The organism is Butyrivibrio sp. AE2005 (assembly GCF_000686965.1).
Taxonomy (GTDB): Bacteria; Bacillota; Clostridia; order Lachnospirales; family Lachnospiraceae; genus Butyrivibrio; species Butyrivibrio hungatei_A.
On the sequence record NZ_KK366042.1, the window covers coordinates 54,006 to 70,627 of the forward strand.

General features: G+C 40.0%; 17 protein-coding genes. 8 read left to right on the top strand and 9 right to left on the bottom strand.

Features of this window, described 5'->3' with window-relative positions; all coding sequences use genetic code 11:
* Window positions 1–35 precede the first annotated feature (35 nt).
* The 8 genes from DL92_RS19625 to DL92_RS19645 are packed head-to-tail and all read left to right on the top strand — an operon-like array spanning window position 36 to window position 9,642.
* Window positions 36–1,613, top strand: coding sequence for a M56 family metallopeptidase (locus DL92_RS19625; protein ID WP_051625380.1), 1,578 nt, complete (start codon window positions 36–38; stop codon window positions 1,611–1,613).
* A 35-nt stretch (window positions 1,614–1,648) separates the two neighbouring features.
* Window positions 1,649–2,362: a hypothetical protein gene (locus DL92_RS0115140; RefSeq protein WP_026668190.1), complete on the top strand. Its 714-nt coding sequence runs from the start codon at window positions 1,649–1,651 to the stop codon at window positions 2,360–2,362.
* A gap of 25 nt (window positions 2,363–2,387) precedes the next feature.
* On the top strand, window positions 2,388–2,750 hold the full coding sequence (locus tag DL92_RS0115145; protein ID WP_026668191.1) for a BlaI/MecI/CopY family transcriptional regulator: 363 nt from the start codon (window positions 2,388–2,390) through the stop codon (window positions 2,748–2,750).
* Between the two features lie 3 nt (window positions 2,751–2,753).
* Window positions 2,754–4,349: a M56 family metallopeptidase gene (locus DL92_RS20485; RefSeq protein WP_051625381.1), complete on the top strand. Its 1,596-nt coding sequence runs from the start codon at window positions 2,754–2,756 to the stop codon at window positions 4,347–4,349.
* Between the two features lie 55 nt (window positions 4,350–4,404).
* Window positions 4,405–6,786 carry a type 2 periplasmic-binding domain-containing protein gene (locus tag DL92_RS0115155; RefSeq protein WP_026668192.1) on the top strand — a complete coding sequence of 794 codons (2,382 nt, stop codon included), beginning with the start codon at window positions 4,405–4,407 and terminating at the stop codon, window positions 6,784–6,786.
* Between the two features lie 48 nt (window positions 6,787–6,834).
* Window positions 6,835–7,992 (top strand): M56 family metallopeptidase, encoded by a 1,158-nt coding sequence (locus tag DL92_RS19635; RefSeq protein ID WP_051625382.1) that lies wholly within the window; start codon window positions 6,835–6,837, stop codon window positions 7,990–7,992.
* Between the two features lie 22 nt (window positions 7,993–8,014).
* Window positions 8,015–9,454 (top strand): M56 family metallopeptidase, encoded by a 1,440-nt coding sequence (locus DL92_RS19640; RefSeq protein ID WP_051625383.1) that lies wholly within the window; start codon window positions 8,015–8,017, stop codon window positions 9,452–9,454.
* A gap of 29 nt (window positions 9,455–9,483) precedes the next feature.
* Entirely contained in the window at window positions 9,484–9,642 is a 159-nt protein-coding gene (locus DL92_RS19645; protein WP_155841196.1) for a hypothetical protein, read from the top strand.
* Between the two features lie 576 nt (window positions 9,643–10,218).
* On the opposite strand, the gene DL92_RS0115175 is transcribed toward DL92_RS19645, so the two are convergent.
* From DL92_RS0115175 to DL92_RS0115215, 9 genes are all read right to left on the bottom strand, one after another.
* Complete coding sequence (locus DL92_RS0115175; protein WP_022764589.1) at window positions 10,219–10,581, bottom strand: response regulator; 363 nt, start codon at window positions 10,579–10,581, stop codon at window positions 10,219–10,221.
* 177 nt (window positions 10,582–10,758) lie between these two features.
* On the bottom strand, window positions 10,759–11,169 hold the full coding sequence (locus DL92_RS20490) for a hypothetical protein (protein ID WP_051199050.1): 411 nt from the start codon (window positions 11,167–11,169) through the stop codon (window positions 10,759–10,761).
* The gene (locus DL92_RS0115185) at window positions 11,166–11,696 is read right to left on the bottom strand and encodes a hypothetical protein (protein WP_026654155.1); all 531 of its coding nucleotides are present in this window, start codon (window positions 11,694–11,696) and stop codon (window positions 11,166–11,168) included. Before DL92_RS0115185 ends, DL92_RS20490 begins: the two co-directional genes overlap by 4 nt.
* 3 nt (window positions 11,697–11,699) lie before the next feature.
* Entirely contained in the window at window positions 11,700–12,194 is a 495-nt protein-coding gene (locus tag DL92_RS0115190) for a DUF4860 domain-containing protein (protein ID WP_026668193.1), read from the bottom strand.
* 10 nt (window positions 12,195–12,204) lie between these two features.
* Entirely contained in the window at window positions 12,205–12,546 is a 342-nt protein-coding gene (locus DL92_RS0115195; RefSeq protein ID WP_026654157.1) for a hypothetical protein, read from the bottom strand.
* Window positions 12,547–12,552: 6 nt separating this feature from the next.
* Window positions 12,553–13,608, bottom strand: coding sequence for a type II secretion system F family protein (locus DL92_RS0115200; RefSeq protein WP_026654158.1), 1,056 nt, complete (start codon window positions 13,606–13,608; stop codon window positions 12,553–12,555).
* A gap of 81 nt (window positions 13,609–13,689) precedes the next feature.
* Window positions 13,690–14,682 carry a transglutaminase-like domain-containing protein gene (locus DL92_RS0115205; RefSeq protein ID WP_026668194.1) on the bottom strand — a complete coding sequence of 331 codons (993 nt, stop codon included), beginning with the start codon at window positions 14,680–14,682 and terminating at the stop codon, window positions 13,690–13,692.
* The gene (locus DL92_RS0115210) at window positions 14,679–15,419 is read right to left on the bottom strand and encodes a GGDEF domain-containing protein (RefSeq protein ID WP_026654160.1); all 741 of its coding nucleotides are present in this window, start codon (window positions 15,417–15,419) and stop codon (window positions 14,679–14,681) included. Before DL92_RS0115210 ends, DL92_RS0115205 begins: the two co-directional genes overlap by 4 nt.
* 259 nt (window positions 15,420–15,678) lie before the next feature.
* Entirely contained in the window at window positions 15,679–16,497 is an 819-nt protein-coding gene (locus DL92_RS0115215) for a histidinol-phosphatase HisJ family protein (protein WP_026668195.1), read from the bottom strand.
* Window positions 16,498–16,622: the final 125 nt, after the last annotated feature.

The following is a 16,622-nucleotide window of genomic DNA, read 5'->3' on the forward strand; positions in this document are numbered from 1 at the left end:
ACGTAAGATGAAAGAGAAGAATAAGGGGATGAGGTATGGAGCAATTATTTATAGGTATTTTAAATAACGCCATTACTGTGAGCATACTTATCGTTGCGGTCATCATAGTCAGAACACTTGGGAAAAAGATGCCTAAATGGATTTCATGCATGTTATGGATGATAGTTGCGATAAAACTGGTTGTTCCCATACAGTTTGAAAGTGTTTTAAGTTTGATACCTTCGGGAAAACCGATTCCGGCGAACATCGTTATGGAAGCTAATCCGCAGATAAGTTCAGGGATAAGCAGTTTTGATAAGATTGTTAATCCTGTGATCGGCCGAAATTTTACACCGGATAAGGCAGCAAGTATAAATCCGTTGCAGATTTTTTTCCATATAGGTGCACTTGCGTGGCTTGTGGGCATGACGGTAATGCTGACTTATGCTGTAGCGACATATATGTTTATAAGGAAAAGAGTCAGTACTTCGGTGAAGATTGATTCAAAGGTTTATGAATGTGATGATATTTCGGATTCATTTATTCTTGGGACAATATCTCCGAGAGTTTATATACCGTCAGCGTTATCTAAGCAGGCAAGAGAGTACATATTAAAGCATGAATTTGCTCATTTGAGCAGGTTCGACCATGTATGGAAACCGCTTGGTTTCGTGATCTTATCGGTATATTGGTTTAACCCGTTGTGCTGGATGGCGTATATCCTTCTTTGCAGGGATATAGAGTATGCATGTGATGAAAAAGTAACTAACAACATTGATAAGGGCGAGAAAGCTGAATATTGCAGAATACTGTTGGAAAACAGTATGTCTAGACAGATGGTAGCAGCTTGCCCGGTGGCATTTGGAGGAACAGACGTGAAGAATAGAATAAAGAATGTTGCAAAATATAAGAAACCTGCTTTTTGGATTACAATGGCATCTATTATGGTGTGTGTTGCGGTTGGAATGTGCTTTGCCACAAGCAGAGACGTGAAAGTTGAAAGTGATGAGCAGAAGTTACAGATGACCGAAGTTGAAAACAAAGTTATATCATCTGACGGCGTTGCCGAACTTGAGGAAAAAGCAGATGTAAAAGCTGCAGCCGGTGATTCAGTTGTGGCAGCCGGTACAGAAAATACAAGCAAGGGCGATCTTAAGGATACTGATTTTACATATAACGGAAAGACTGTATCTATAATGGATAATTTTGAAGCAGTAGATAAGGCTTTGGGAGGATATAATGCTTCAAATTCAAATATACAGGATGTGCAGTCATTATATTCATACGGAGATAAACAAGAAGTTGATATGATCACGCGAAATGATAACGGAATCGAAACACCGATCACTATCGGCACGTGTAAACCGGGTATGACTACTTCACGTGGTATCACAATCGGAAGTTCCAGAGATGAACTCATGGCTGCATACGGAACGCCAAACGGTAAGCACCCGACCGCATATGACGCTCAATCAGGAAGAGAATTGACTGAAGAAGAATACAAGCAGATTTTTGGTGAAGAATTCGACTACGATATGGGTGACTACACGATTGCTTTCACTGTTGAGAATGATAAGGTGGCATCAATTCAGTACAAAAACAATGTAAATTACAATAAGTTCAAGTGGTCATAACATGATTGGTTAAAAGATAATAGGAGAAGACCGAAATGAAAAATAAAACGACAGCGATTCTTTTAGCAACACTTATGATTTCCACACTTGTTGGGTGTGGCACAGTTTCATCAAATGCATCTGAAGCAGGCGCAAGTATTTTGGATAGTACAAGTAGTGATAATGATGCTTTGGCAGAAAACGGGGAAGTAGAAGATGCAGCTTCTTCGGATACAGATGACGTCAATACAGATTCCGAATCATCTGAAGCGGCTTCGGGAGATCTTAAGGATGCCGGGTTTACGTATAACGGAAATTCTGCATCTGTAATGGATAGTTTTGAAGCAGTAGATAAAGCTTTGGGAGGATATAATGCTTCAAATTCAAATATAAAGAGTGAGCAGTCATTTTACTCATATGGAAAAGATGATGATGTCGTCATGATTACGCGAAATGATTCAGGAACTGAATCAGTAATCACTATCGGCACACGTAAACCGGGCATTACTACTTCACGAAAAATTCAAGTCGGAAGTACAAAAGATGAACTCGCAGCTGCTTATGGAACACCAACTGAAACAAAGCCATATTCGTATACCGAATATGTTTTTGAAGAAGGCACAAATGAAGAAAAAGCTGTAGATCATACCGTCGAAGAAAGTACATATGACTTTGGCGATTACAGGATTGCTTTTACTGTTGAGAATGATAAGGTAATGACAGTTGAATATAGAAATACTGTAAATTACAATAAATTCGATTGGGATTAAATTTTTTAAAGTTACGGAGGTAACAATGGAAGAACTGAGATTAGGCGCTGTAGAAAGCCAATTTGCAGATATCATTTGGAGCAATGAGCCGATTCCTTCAGGCGAACTTGTAAAACTATGTGAGCAAAAATTGGAGTGGAAAAAATCAACGACATATACAATGCTCAAGCGCTTGTGTGAGCGTGGCATATTCAAAAATGAAAACGGTGTTGTATCATCTGTTCTCACCAAAGAGGAATTTGGCGCGGCACAAAGCGAAAAGATAATTGAGGATACGTTTGATGGTTCACTTCCTGCATTCATTGCTGCATTTACTTCAAGAAAAAAGCTTTCCGAAAAAGATGTTGATGAGATACAGAAGATGATCGATGCAATAAAAGGGGAATAGCGTATGGAGCGAGTGTTTTTGTTCGTGCTCAATAATGCTATCACTGTAAGCGCGCTTATCATAGCGATTATTGTAGTAAGGGCACTGGGAAAAAAGATGCCTAAATGGATAACATGTATGTTGTGGGGGATTGTCGCCGTAAAGCTGATAGTTCCTTTGCAATTTGAAAGTGTATTAAGCCTGATTCCCACAAGAGATCCGATTCCCGCAAATATTGCTGTGGAAACAAATCCTCAGATAAATTCAGGAATAAGCAGTGTGGACGAGTTTGTGAATCCAATAATCAGGCAGAATTTTACACCGGACCCTGTAGCAAGTATAAATCCGTTGCAGATATGCATTGACCTGGCCGGATATATGTGGATTGCCGGAGTGATCATAATGCTTACATATGCTGTGACGAGCTATGTGGCAATTAGAAAAAGAGTCAGCGCTTCGGTGAAGACGGCACCAAAGGTTTATGAATGCGATTACATATCGGATTCATTTATACTTGGATTTTTTTCTCCGAGAGTATATATTTCGTCAGGATTGTCGGAAGAAGCAAAAGGATACATCTTAAGGCACGAATTTGCGCATTTAAGCAGATGCGATTATATATGGAAACCGCTTGGTTTCATGATCTTAGCGGCATATTGGTTCAATCCATTGTGTTGGATTGCATATATCCTTCTTTGTAAGGATATAGAGTATGCCTGTGATGAGAAAGTGACAAGAAATATTGAGAAGGGCGAGAAAGCTGAATATTGCAGGATACTACTTGAAAACAGTGTTCCTATGAAGATGATAACAGCTTGTCCTGTGGCATTTGGAGGTATAGACGTGAAGAATAGGATAAAGAATGTTGTAAATTATAAGAAACAGGCTTTTTGGATCACAATCGCATCTATTATGGTGTGTGTTGCAGTGGGAGTATGCTTTGCTACAAGCAAAGGTTCTGCAACTACAATTGTGCAGAAGGCAGTAGAAAATGAACAGACGCAGACAGGACAGACGGTGAATAAAGCTGAAGTTCAAAAAAGTGTGGTGACCAGGCTTGCTGAAGGTGATGAGACTGCAGCTGATCCGCAGCTTGAAGTGAAAGAAAATACAGACCCTGAGATCATAGATTTTTTCAAGAAGTATTATGAAGCCGTAGCAACAGGCGATATTGAAACGTTCAAATGCATGAACAATTATTGCAGTGAATATACTGAGTTAAGCACAATAGCAATGGCAGATCATATTGAGAACTATGACCCCGGCAAGATATACACTCAGCCCGGACCTCATGAAGGAACATATATTGTGCATTGCGATGGTAGCATTAAGTACAAAGAGTATGACAAACCGATTCCGGAGCTGGCTTGGTATTATTTGTGCACCGATGAAAGCGGTAACTTATATATTCATGGCACGATAAGTATGGATATGACAGGCGAAGAGAATTCATATTTTCAAAAGGCGGATCTTCAGCCCAGTGTGTTAGAGCTTAATCATAAGTGTTATGCTGAGGAAAGCCAGATGTATGAAGAAGATGCAAATTTGGAAGGAATCATTAAAAGCATAAAAGATGATGTTGCTGAGAAAATTAAGACGGAAGTAGGCAGCAGAAGTTAATTTTAGAGTGTATGAGGAAAAGAATTATGATCGATGCGAAAAAGGGGACTAGCGCATGGGAGGAATCAGAAAGGGAATTGCATTCGGTCTTGCGCTTTCGCTATGCGTGATTTCCTTTACCGGATGCGGAAAAAAGAAAGAAGTTGCTGCAGGTGGAAGTAAAAACGACGTAGCTACCGAAACATCACAGATTGATAAAGAGCATGTTTATAAGCAACAGGATCTGGATGAGATTATTAGACAAGGTGAAAAGGTTAGCTCTATCGATTATGTGGGGGACAGGATAAAACTTATTGCTCAGTCAAAAGACCTAAAGAGTAGATGCGTCTCTTTTAAAACGGATGGTTCGGACGTCAGGTCATTTGATTTTGCGGGTGGCGATAAGTGCTATGTAATGGATTGTGCATTCGATAATGACGGAAATACCTATATACAATACTATGATGGGAATCAGGCTGACAGATTTGGCTTCAATAATATGGTGTCAGAAGATGCAGGTGATGAAGCGGGGAGTTATTTTCTCGGTAAATATGATGATACGGGAAAAGAACTGTTTAAAGTAGATCTTGCAAAAGAGTTTGCGGATGAAGATGATAATGTCACCGGCTTAGCATGGACCGAAAAGTATGGCCTTATATGCAATACTCCTATAGGTATTCAGGCTTATAATGAGAAAAACGGCTTTGAGATGCTACTGGATAAGCCGGATAGAATAGATATCAGTGAGTTTTCATATATTTTTGAGTTTGAGAAACTGGCGAACGATCAGATACTTTCATATTTTTATGATGAACAAAATGCATGTGATTCTTTTGAAATAATCGATCTTGAGAAGAAAGATGTTGTCAAAAATTTTCATGATGTAAGTGGCAACGATGAATATTCTTTCTTTAAAGGCGCAGACGAAAAATTATATGCATCCGGAACGGACGGAATATATAAATATGATTCTGATTCGGATAAGCTGGATAAATTGCTTGATTATAACAGCTCAAACATTGATTCGGCAACCAGGTGGATGGGCGGTATTCATTTTAGAGCCGTTGCTTTAAGTGATAAGGAATTTTTGGCAGACATTCCTCTTGATGACAGTGATAATACTTCGTTTGCAAGGCTTACCAAGGTAAATCCGGAAGATGTGGCAGATAAGACTGTTGTCACAATCGGAGCTATGTACCTGAATTCGGATGTTGTAAGCGCGATTATGAAGTTCAACAGGAACAATGAGAAGTATACGATAAAAATAAACGAATATAATGAGTTGTATCCTGATGACTTTGAAACGGCTGAAAAACAGTTTGACCTCGATATTATTTCCGGAAAAGGTTCTGATATCATCTGCGTTGGCGGCGAGGCTAAAAAGTATGCCGATAAAGGAATATTACTGGATTTATCGTCTGCGTTTGATAAAGGTGGAAGTTTGGCGGATATAGAGCTTCTTCCAAACATAACGGAGATGATGAAGATTGACGGTAAGATATATACCTTTATGCCTTCCTTTTCTATTGAATCGGCTGTGACAAGGGCTAAATATGCTAATGGAAAAAAGGCTATGACGTATAAGGAAGTTGACGATCTTATTCAGAGCAAAAGTACTGATTATGGAATTGGGTTCGGCTCCGGTACAGTCATGATAAATACAAAGGATAATCTTGTTTCTTATCTTTTTGAGATATACAAGGATAAGTTTATTGATTTTGAAAATAGGAAGTGTGATTTTAAGGGTATTGAATTTGCTGATTTTTTAAATTTTGTGAATAAGTTCCCGGCGGAATACAAGGTTGATTTTGAAAACTGGGTAGATCCGGAAAGTTACTATGTCGAAGATAAAGGTGTTTTTTATAAGACATATCTTTCTTCCGTCTCAGAGTATGCAAGGCTAAAACAGATAGTTTTCGGCGAAGATATTGAACTTATAGGATACCCCGGTAACGGTGACGAGAATATGGCAGCAGTCACAGGCGATATATTTGCGGTTAACAGTAGAACCGAGCATCAGGATGCTGTATACGATTTCATAAGGAGTTTACTTACAGCTGGACTTGATAATCTGAGTGGAGATTCATTAAAAGAAAGAAATAGTATGTCACTCATTACATCAGGGCATAATAGTTTAAGCGGCTTTTCTACCGTGAAAAATATATTTGAAGCAGAGCTCCAAGATGCAGCAAAAGAGAAAGATGATAATGATGAGGATGCATATCTTTGGGACAGTTTAACTCATAAATATGTAAAGATGAAACCTTTGTCTCAAGAGGAAATCAAGAAGTTATATGATTATGCTGCCTCTATCAAAACATTGGAGTGTAGCGACAGCGAAATCGACAATATCATAACTGAAGAGTCTTTGGCATTCTTTGCAGGACAAAAGACTGCAGAGGAAGTAGCGGATATAATTCAGAACAGAGTGACAACATATCTTAATGAAAACAGCTGATAGGAACATGATGTTTTAGGCTTTTTATAAATGAACGGAGTGAGAAACGTGGAACGAATATTTTTGTTTGTATTAAATAATGCAATTACCGTGAGCGCGCTTATAATCGCAATTATCCTAGTCAGGGCTCTTGGAAAAAAGATGCCTAAATGGATTACATGCCTGCTATGGATAGTCGTTGCTGTAAAGCTGATTGTTCCTATAAAGTTTGAAAGCGCATTAAGTCTTATTCCTACGGGAGAACCAATCTCTGCAAGCGCTGTTGTGGGAAAAAGCCTGCAGGTCGGCTCGACGGGTACAGATTTGCTTCATGAAATGCTTCATGCAGGCGCACTTTTGTGGCTTGTCGGAGTGGCGGTAATGCTGACGTATGCCGTGACAACATATATGTTAATAAGGAAAAGAGTCAGTGCTTCGGTGAAAATTGATTCAAAGGTGTATGAATGCGATGATATTTCGGATTCGTTCATTCTTGGAATTATATCTCCGAGAGTGTATCTACCGTCGGCGTTATCCGAAGAAGCAAGAAAGTATATATTAAAACACGAATTTGCACATTTAAGCAGGCGCGATTATATATGGAAACCGCTTGGATTTGCAATCTTATCGGTATACTGGCTTAACCCTTTGTGCTGGGTGGCATATATCCTTCTTTGCAAGGATATAGAGTATGCCTGTGATGAAAAAGTAACTAAGAATATCGAGAACGGCGAAAAGGCAGAATATTGCCGAATACTGCTTGAAAACAGTATGCCAAGAAAATTGATAGCCGCATGTCCTGTGGCATTTGGAGGTATAGACGTGAAGGATAGAATAAAGAATGTTGTAAATTATAAGAAACCTGCTTTTTGGATTACAATCGCATCCATTATGGTGTGTGTTGCAGTGGGAGTGTGCTTTGCAACAAATAAAGGCTCAAAAACTGTAGATGAGCAGCAAGTAGCAGTTGCTTCTGTTGAAGCGATTCCGAAAGGAACTAAATTGGTTGGAGTGATTGAAACTTCCGAAGGTGTTCTCAGAGTTCGCCAAGCTCCCGATGATGATGCTGAATGTATCGGCTTTTTAGCTCCGGATGATGAAGTTGAGATTATTGAAGATGCTGATGGCTGGTACAAGATTGGACTCGAAGACGGCGAAGGCTATATAAAAAGTGATTATGTAAACATTGGTTCGGAGAAGGATGCTAATAATTCAGAATCCAATTGACGAGATAAAGGGAGTATAGCGCATGGAACAAATATTTTTGTTCGTATTAAATAATGCTATCACAGTAAATGCGCTTATCGTTGCGATAATCGCTGTTAGGGCACTTGGAAAAAAGATGCCTAAATGGATTATATGCATGCTATGGCTGATTGTTGCAGTAAAGCTGATCGTTCCTGTGCATTTCGAAAGCGGATTCAGTCTTATTCCTACAAGAGAACCGATTCCGACGGAAATTGTTATGGAAAAAAGTGCGAAGGACGATAGTGGAGTAAGTAGTCTTGATAATGAGAAGGATTTTGCTTCCGATACGATGACAGACAATTCATATGGAAACGTTACTCAGATATCGGATGCAGAGCTCACGGGAAATGCCGGTTCGGTAGATAATGACAGCATATTGGCGAAGATAGAACAGGTAATGTTTTATCTGTATATTGGCTGGATTGTTTGGGCTGCAGGCATGGGCGTGATGTTGATGTATGCCGTAATAACCTACATTCTTACAAGAAAAAGAGTGAGCGCATCAGTGAAGACTGCATCAGGTGTCTATGAGTGTGATGATATTTCAGACTCTTTCATTCTCGGAATAATATCTCCGAGAGTATATTTGCCATCTACATTATCGGAAGATGCGAAAGGATACATATTAAAGCATGAGTTTGCGCATCTGAGCAGATACGATCATGTATGGAAACCTCTTGGATTCGTGATTTTATCGGTATACTGGTTCAATCCTCTGTGTTGGATTGCATATATCCTTCTTTGCAGGGATATTGAATATGCATGTGATGAAAAGGTGGCAAGAAATATTGAAAAGATAGAGAAGGCAGAATACTGCAGAGTATTGCTGGAATACAGCATACCAAGAAGTATGATTGCAGCGTGCCCGGTGGCATTTGGAGGAATAGACGTGAAGAGTAGGATAAAAAATGTTGCAAATTACAAAAAGCCGGCGTTTTGGATTACAGTGGCATCCATTATGGTTTGTGTCGGCGTCGGAGTATGTTTTGCCACCAGCAGAGGAACAGAAGAAGCGAAAGTAGATGAAAAAGCTTCTCAGGCACAGGCGGAAAATGTTGGAAAACAGAGTGTAGATGGGAAGTGGTATGGAATTGCAGCCGCAGGTGATTGTATTCTTCTTGAAAAACAGCAACCAAAGCAGGACACAACTTCTTATGAATATAATATGAAAAATATTTTCGAAAGTCCTGAAGCCGCCCTTAAAGTTCTTGAGAGTGACGGAGAGGATTGGGGCATGATTGCTTCTGATGATAATTACGTTGTTTTGGCGAGGCGGGAACAGATAGCGGATGGCAATTTGACTTCTGAGAGTGATGCAAGATGGGATGAGCAACTACGGGAATCAAATAACAGTATTCTTAAAGAATATCTTGCGGATGATTCTGCAAATTACATGGATATGATTTTGAAGATGAGAGGAGATAACGACTTGAATAATTAAAACACTGAATGATCGAGAGGAGTGTCAGTATGTCAGCATTAATTACATTGATGGTGTTTGGAAACAGTATAGGAATATACCATGCTTTCGCGGGAATTGTCTTACTGGTTTGGCTATTTGTGTTTTTTATCATAGGTGATAATTACGATATGAGAAACGATGTCCTTGCAAGTATGGGAAGCAAATAATTGAGAATATATGTGACTAAAACTGAGTACATGACCCTGAGAGTAAATTTTGCCTTTTTGGACCATGCATATCAGAGGAAAAGGAGAAGAATAAGAGTACAAGATATGACCCTAGGAGCAAAAAATGCCTTCTAGGGTCATACATATCAGAGGAAAAAGAGAAGAATAATAGCGTAAGATATGACCCTAGGAGCGGAAAATGCCTTCTAGGGTCATATACATCAGGGAAAAAAGAGAAGAATAATAGCGTAAGATATGACCCTAGGAGCGGAAAATGCCTTCTAGGGTCATACATATCAGGGAAAATAGAGAAGAATTAAAGCAAAAGATATGACTCTAGAAGCAGGAAGTGCTTTTTAAGGTCATATATGTCAGGAAAGAATAGGAGAATGAGCGCAAAAAATGTGCAGTTCTCGGACGAGGATGATGATTTTCATTTATGAATCTTAGAAAATTACACCGCAGACGAAAACAAGCATTTTCAAACGGATACCTTAGGGCTGGGCGTAAGGAAAGGCTGTCACACTAATTAGTGCGACAGCCCCTTTGATTTTACGCTTTGACATTATGTAAATATTATCCGATAGCTTTTTTAACGGCTTCAAGAACACGGTCTGCCTGGAAAGGCTTAACGATGAAGTCCTTAGCACCCGCCTGAATTGATTCGATAACCATCGCCTGCTGACCCATTGCGGAACACATGATACATACAGCGTTAGGATCTGCAGCCTTAATTCCCTTAAGTGCGCCAATTCCATCAAGCTCAGGCATTGTGATATCCAGAGTAACAAGGTCGGGTTTCAACTCATTATATTTCTCGATTGCGACTTTGCCGTTCTCAGCTTCACCCGCAATTTCATATCCATTCTTGGAAAGGATATCCTTAAGCATCATACGCATGAAAGCGGCGTCATCAGTAATGAGTATTCTTTTTCCCATATTGAACCTCCAAAAAGTATTTTTAGTTGCTAAAAAAATTTAAGCAATTTTTTTCAAAATTAAGTAATTCGGTACATAATATATTGTAACACATGATTATGATAAAGCGAGTTAAAACGTTATTTAAAAAATAAAAATTTGATAAAATTTCGTTTTCTAACCGGCTAAACTTATCTGTTACCTTGATTTCATTACCGGCAGAGAGTAGTCATACTCTGTATCATCGTGATTAACGACCTGCCACTGAATTATACTACAAGTATTGTTTGAATTGAAGGATTTTTTTGCACTATTAGCAATTATCGCAATTTCAAGCGATTGTTTGTCGGTTAATGGTATGCTTTCCTTCATTATATCACCTGATATTCCTTTGCGATAGCCCGAATTTACAGCGGTGACAAAAGCATTGCCTTTATGACATGCTTCGTAGTACGCAAGTTGTCTGTCGGACAGATTTTTACTTAAGTTGTAATCCGCTTTCGCATTTACGAGCGTAAGCGTTGCAAATGAGATAAGACACAAAACGGAAAAAACCAGAAGAATAGAGGCTGTTCCGATATTTATGCCGTGTTTACCTTTCTTTTTCACTTGGACTCCTTTTGGCTGAGCGGTGTGTCAACCGAATAACTAACTATTATGAGATCTTGGTCGTTTGGAATCGAAGAAATTACTTCATCGGTTTCCTTAACATTAAGTATTGCCACGTTACCTTTAATCACTTTTCCGGAATATGTGGATCCGTAGTCTTTGACATCAGAGTAAACTGAAGAAGCATCTGCCTTTTCAGCCACCAGCAGAGCCTCATATGAGGCGCCTGAGTGAGCTTCCTGCAATACATTCCATTCTTTGTCGAAAAAGAGAATTACGGCGTCTTCAGTGACGTATGCGTAGGGGTATAGTTCTGCAATCTTTGAAACGTCGCCGTTGCTTTCGTAAAAAGCTTCCGCAAGGTTCTGGGACCAGATTGTTGCATTGCTGAGTGCGGTGGACTTTTCCGTAAGTTTGTGCGCGCCGACGAAGAGTCTTATAGAAACCGCTGCGGCGAGGGAAAAGAAAAATACCGCTATTATAAGTTCCATCAGGAACAAGCTTGTTCTCGAATTATTTTCAGGCATCGTTTATTCCTCACTGACACTTTTTGTTTTGACAAGAAATGATTCTTCCGTTCCATCTTTTAAAATAACGTAGACGGAAAGGGTATCATCTCCTACATATTCGATATCAAACTTGGTCAGTTCAAGTATCTTTTGTCCTGTCTGGGGATAAAGGTCTTTGAGTTCATCCATGGCAAAGAGCTCCATGAGATTGCCTTCGTAGTCATATATGTAGGTGTTGTAAAGAATGCCGTCTTCCTCGTTCTGCAGAACAAGAGCATTCTGATCGAATATTTTTTTTATAAAAATTCCGCCCTTTACGTCGGACTGTCTGACCTTTTCCGTTATGTATGCACAGGCAGTGCGCTTGTGGTAATTGTCATCAACAGCAGTGACATTCTTCTGATATATATTCGCGCCTATGGTTATAACGCTGAGTGCGGAAAAGATAAAAAGAAACATCAGACATATAACGAAGACCATGTCTATGATGTGACTTCTTGTTCCTTCAAAATCCATAATAGTTCCTCTATCGTACTTTGATAACTGTTACATCCGGGTACATGTTCGATGCGATTGGCTGGTAGTCGACAAAAAAAGTAGATTCGTCGTAAACAAGACCGTAGTGTTCCTCGATGTATGAAAGACTGGGGGGATACCTGCCTTCAATCGAATAACACTGAACAATGTCTCTGTTGATCGCATTTTCAAGTGAGGTTTGCTGCTTCTCGATCGTGTTTCTTCCCGATGCGTCGATCGCAATGTAAAAAAGGATACATATTGCGATGAGTATCACAAGCGAAGACCATCTGTAAAAAGTATCCGAAATATGTGAAAATATGCCGTTTTTAGCTTCAAATCTGTTTGTCATAATACTTTATCCAATATTTGTCATAATTCCCATCAGAGGAAGAATTACTGACATTAGAATCATTCCTACGATAACTGAAAGGATTATTACGAGCGTCGGTTCCAAAACTGAGATGAGAGAGTAGATTCTTCTTCCCGTGTCTCTTTCGTATCTCTCTGCGACCTGTTTCATGGCCTTGTCCATCGATCCTGATTTAAAGCCTACCAATATCATCTGAGCATAAAAAGAAGAGAATATCGAAGCTTTTTCAAGTGCTTCGGGGAAGCTGTCGCCGTCAATAAGGAAATTTCTGCATTCCTCGATCTTATCCTTCATCTCCTTGCTCTCAACAAGTTTTTTTACAAGTAAAAGAGCTTCGAAAGTATCGATACCGCTTGAAAGAGTGAGCACCATTCCGCTTGCGAAACGCTCGCTTTCAAGTTCCTGCATAAGTCTTCTTGTGGGTGCGAATTTGATCATGAACTTTTTGAAGTTCCTTTTTCCGCTCGGAGTAAGAGAGAAGTAGAGGAACAGCATGGCTATTATCACAAGCAGTATTACAAGGGCAAAAGAGTATTTGTTCAAAAGATTTCCCAGATTCAAAAGCGACTGTGAGAAACCACTCATTCCGGTGCCGAGCTGTGCAAATACCTGCTCAAATATCGGGAGAACTTTGGCAACAAGGACAGTTACGATGACCATCATCATAAAGATCATGATGAGAGGGTAGCTGATCGCATTTTTTACGCTCTCCTGAATGGAGTCTTCCCTTTCGTAGTAATCGGCAAGTGAATCCATAACTACGTCCATGTTTCCTGAAGTTTCACCGATCGTTACCATATGTACCACGTAATCGGGAAAAACATTGCTCATGGCAAGAGCTATGTGGAATTTTTCGCCGCTTCGCAAAGTCTGGCTGATACTTCCAAGAATCTTTTTTGCCGAATTGTCTTTGGAATCCTCTGTCAGAATATCGATTCCGTCTGCGGGAGCGATGCCTGCTTTTATAAGAAGAGCCATCTGCCTGCAAAAGCTTGCAATCTCATAACTGCTGAGACTTTTTTGTTTGTCTGTTTTTTTCATGGTGCCTCCGAAGAAAAATAATATGGTACGGGTGAAAGATTTCACCTAAGAAAACACTGGTCTAATCAGCGCTTTCCTGTATCAATAAACGTATTTAACAGAGTAATTGGATCCGTCTCCGATAAAGTTTTCGAGCTTTCTCTCTTCCGTATTTGATGCAAAAGTGGGATCGAGAAGTGACCAGTCTTTTCCGTCAAATTCGATCATTCCGTTTACCCAGCCTACATCTTTTATATAAGTGCTGAGCCATGCGTGATAAGCGGTTCCCGCGTAGCCGACTTCCATCTTTGTCGGGATGTTCTGGCTTCGAAGCATCGCAGCCATAAGCGAAGCGTAGTCGAGACAGATTCCTTTCTGGGTTATAAGAATCTCGTCAAGATCTGGAAGATAGCCGCTTTGCACGGTTTCAGCTTCTTCATAGTCGTAAGTGATATTTTCTATCATAAAGTTATAAACTTCTGCAACGACCTCGATGTCGGAATTGCAAGGATAAGCAAGTGCCGCACCTTTTCTGACAGCCAGAGAGTCGGGGGCGAAGTTGATGAACTGGTTTGGATACAGGAAAGGCTTATATCCGTTTGAAAGAGTTACATCTATCGGGAACGAGAACACCATTGAATACTTGGTCTCTGTGATGTTCTCATATACATTTATCATGTACTGCCCGTTTCCTGCCTGAAGAGGGAAGACCTCGCCGTCTTTTGAATTGCTTGAGATGTCGTAAGTATAGGTAACCGTATCCGGGCCTGTGATCTGAAGCTTAACTTTGGGAGAACTTCCTTTATAAGTCACGAAAATATAGCCCTCAGACATGTTTGAATAGTCGATACGGGCATATTCGTTCTCAAATGTATCGGTTCCGGGAGCTGTAGGGACAAGGCAAAGAGGCGTGTTGTCGCGACTTCCCCTTACGGTCTCATCAATCTGCGCATCTTTTTTGTGGCCGGCTCTGTCAAGGAGCGTTACGCCGTGTTTGGAGCCGCATGATGTGAGAAATAAAACCGAGCAGGTGAAAAGACAGATTAAAGAGAATATACGATTTTTAAAAAAGCTTTTTTCAATCATAATTTTCATGAGAGTATTTGTGGTGCATCCTTAAGTTTCTTATAGGCAAAAGAGATTAGTTCGGACATTACGGATCTCTTTTCGTTAGAGTTGAGTACGCATGCGTATGCTATCTCAAGAGGTGTTCCGACAGCCATCTCGTTGTAGCCGCGGATTCTTTTTGTGAGATCTGAAAGGAACATATCGCAGTCGGTGTCCGAACAATTTTCAATCAGAATAATAAATTCATTTCCGCCGTTTCTTCCGACATAACCATATTTTTCGCCGACATCCTCAAGAATAAAACAAAACTCGGTAATTAGGTTGTTGCCGTTATCATGACTTGTTGTCTGATTTACGGTCGGAAGATTATTTATTTTCATAACAACAAAGCCGACCCCGGGGAGTCGTTCCGAACCATTGAAACTTTCAAACAGAAGGTCGCAACTGAATCTGTTGGGAAGTCCCGTGAGCCTGTCGAGGTAGGCAAGTCTGTTTAGTCTGTAGCCGATATTTGTAGTCTTTTTTAATATATAAAAGTCTATTATAACGGAAATAAATACCATTAAAACAAAGATTAAGACAGATAGCAAGAGCCTTTGCGAAGTTTTGTCCTTGGAAAACGTCATTTTTAAGAGGTCTGTTCGACAATAAAATGCCAGAATCGCAGTAACAACGCATAAACAGCAAAGAGTAACAGACTTGTACATGAATATGAAATTATATACGTTAGTTTGTTTACCTCTGGTGTAGAATTCTTCCCTCATATAGCCTCCAAAGCTTCGCGCGGGTGCATCGAGAAAAGAAAGGAATCGGTAATCTTCACTGGCGATACAGAGAAAATATCCATTCTTTCTAAACGATACATCAATATCATGTATATTTTACTATATTTCGTTCATCTTATAAACAAAAACTTCCACATCACTTGTGGCAGGCAGAAGCACTTGCTATAAGCTTATATTTGGCGTGAAAAAGCACCGCCCACGCAGTGCTACAAAGCTGTAGGCGGTGCAAGAAGTTTTTTTATAATTTATGGAATGTAGGATTCAGTCTTTCGAAAGTACAGTATTCGTCGAAGCCGCATTTTTTTGCAATGATACTTGCCTTCTCAAATGCGCCGGCAACGCCTTCGGGATTATGAGCATCGGAGCCGATGGTGATTATCTTTCCGCCAAGTTCTTTGTATCTTTTTAAGACATCGGGACTTGGATTCGTGGGGCCGCCCGATCTGAAAAGACGGCTGGTGTTAAAGTCGAGGCCTTTGTCGTTCTTTATAAGATGAATCAAAATGGCGTCGATGATATCTGAATAAGCTTCATATGAATATGGATTGTTGCCTTCGGGAGCGTAGCGGGCGAGATAGTCGAGGTGCCCGAGGACGCAGTAGTCATCAAAGAGTTTTAAGTTTTCAAGCGTAAGTTCAAAGTAGTGCCTGAAAACTTCTTTTACATCAAGGCCTTCCCAGAATTCAGGGTAGTAGGGATCTTGCCCGTCAATAAGATGCATGGATGCGATGACGAAGTCAAAAGATTCCGAGCGGACATAGGCTGTGTTTTCTTTGGCTATATGATCCTGCATGCCTACTTCAACACCGAATTTTATAGAAATCTTGTCTTTGTACATCTCCTTATACTTATATAGCTCTTTTTTGTAAGGAGGAGTGTCCAATAAAAAATAATCTTTCGGGGTGTCTTCGGTTATCGGATAGTCCATGTCCATGTGGTCGGTAAAACAGATTTCTTCAAGGCCTTTGTTTATGGCACTTTTGATCATGTCTTCCATGGGTGCTTCGCTGTCGCCCGAATTGTGAGTGTGTAAATGGTAGTCTGCCGGTAAGATCATATGGGGTTCTCCGTGATTTATTAAATGATGAATGTACGCATTTTTGATTTTTTGTATCTATAATATGATATGCGAATATTATGATATACGAATTGCTCCATGACTGACGTCATTCTCGCAATTCT

Excerpts from the sequence above, each read along its gene's own strand:
- DL92_RS0115195 (WP_026654157.1), bottom strand. The coding sequence starts at position 12,546 with ATGACAAACAGATTTGAAGCTAAAAACGGCATATTTTCACATATTTCG.
- DL92_RS0115210 (WP_026654160.1), bottom strand. The coding sequence starts at position 15,419 with ATGAGGGAAGAATTCTACACCAGAGGTAAACAAACTAACGTATATAAT.
- DL92_RS19625 (WP_051625380.1), top strand. The coding sequence starts at position 36 with ATGGAGCAATTATTTATAGGTATTTTAAATAACGCCATTACTGTGAGC.
- DL92_RS0115175 (WP_022764589.1), bottom strand. The coding sequence starts at position 10,581 with ATGGGAAAAAGAATACTCATTACTGATGACGCCGCTTTCATGCGTATG.
- DL92_RS0115200 (WP_026654158.1), bottom strand. The coding sequence starts at position 13,608 with ATGAAAAAAACAGACAAACAAAAAAGTCTCAGCAGTTATGAGATTGCA.
- DL92_RS0115190 (WP_026668193.1), bottom strand. The coding sequence starts at position 12,194 with ATGGATTTTGAAGGAACAAGAAGTCACATCATAGACATGGTCTTCGTT.
- DL92_RS0115215 (WP_026668195.1), bottom strand. The coding sequence starts at position 16,497 with ATGATCTTACCGGCAGACTACCATTTACACACTCACAATTCGGGCGAC.
- DL92_RS20485 (WP_051625381.1), top strand. The coding sequence starts at position 2,754 with ATGGAGCGAGTGTTTTTGTTCGTGCTCAATAATGCTATCACTGTAAGC.
- DL92_RS19645 (WP_155841196.1), top strand. The coding sequence starts at position 9,484 with ATGTCAGCATTAATTACATTGATGGTGTTTGGAAACAGTATAGGAATA.
- DL92_RS0115155 (WP_026668192.1), top strand. The coding sequence starts at position 4,405 with ATGGGAGGAATCAGAAAGGGAATTGCATTCGGTCTTGCGCTTTCGCTA.
- DL92_RS19640 (WP_051625383.1), top strand. The coding sequence starts at position 8,015 with ATGGAACAAATATTTTTGTTCGTATTAAATAATGCTATCACAGTAAAT.
- DL92_RS0115140 (WP_026668190.1), top strand. The coding sequence starts at position 1,649 with ATGAAAAATAAAACGACAGCGATTCTTTTAGCAACACTTATGATTTCC.
- DL92_RS0115145 (WP_026668191.1), top strand. The coding sequence starts at position 2,388 with ATGGAAGAACTGAGATTAGGCGCTGTAGAAAGCCAATTTGCAGATATC.
- DL92_RS0115205 (WP_026668194.1), bottom strand. The coding sequence starts at position 14,682 with ATGAAAATTATGATTGAAAAAAGCTTTTTTAAAAATCGTATATTCTCT.
- DL92_RS0115185 (WP_026654155.1), bottom strand. The coding sequence starts at position 11,696 with ATGCCTGAAAATAATTCGAGAACAAGCTTGTTCCTGATGGAACTTATA.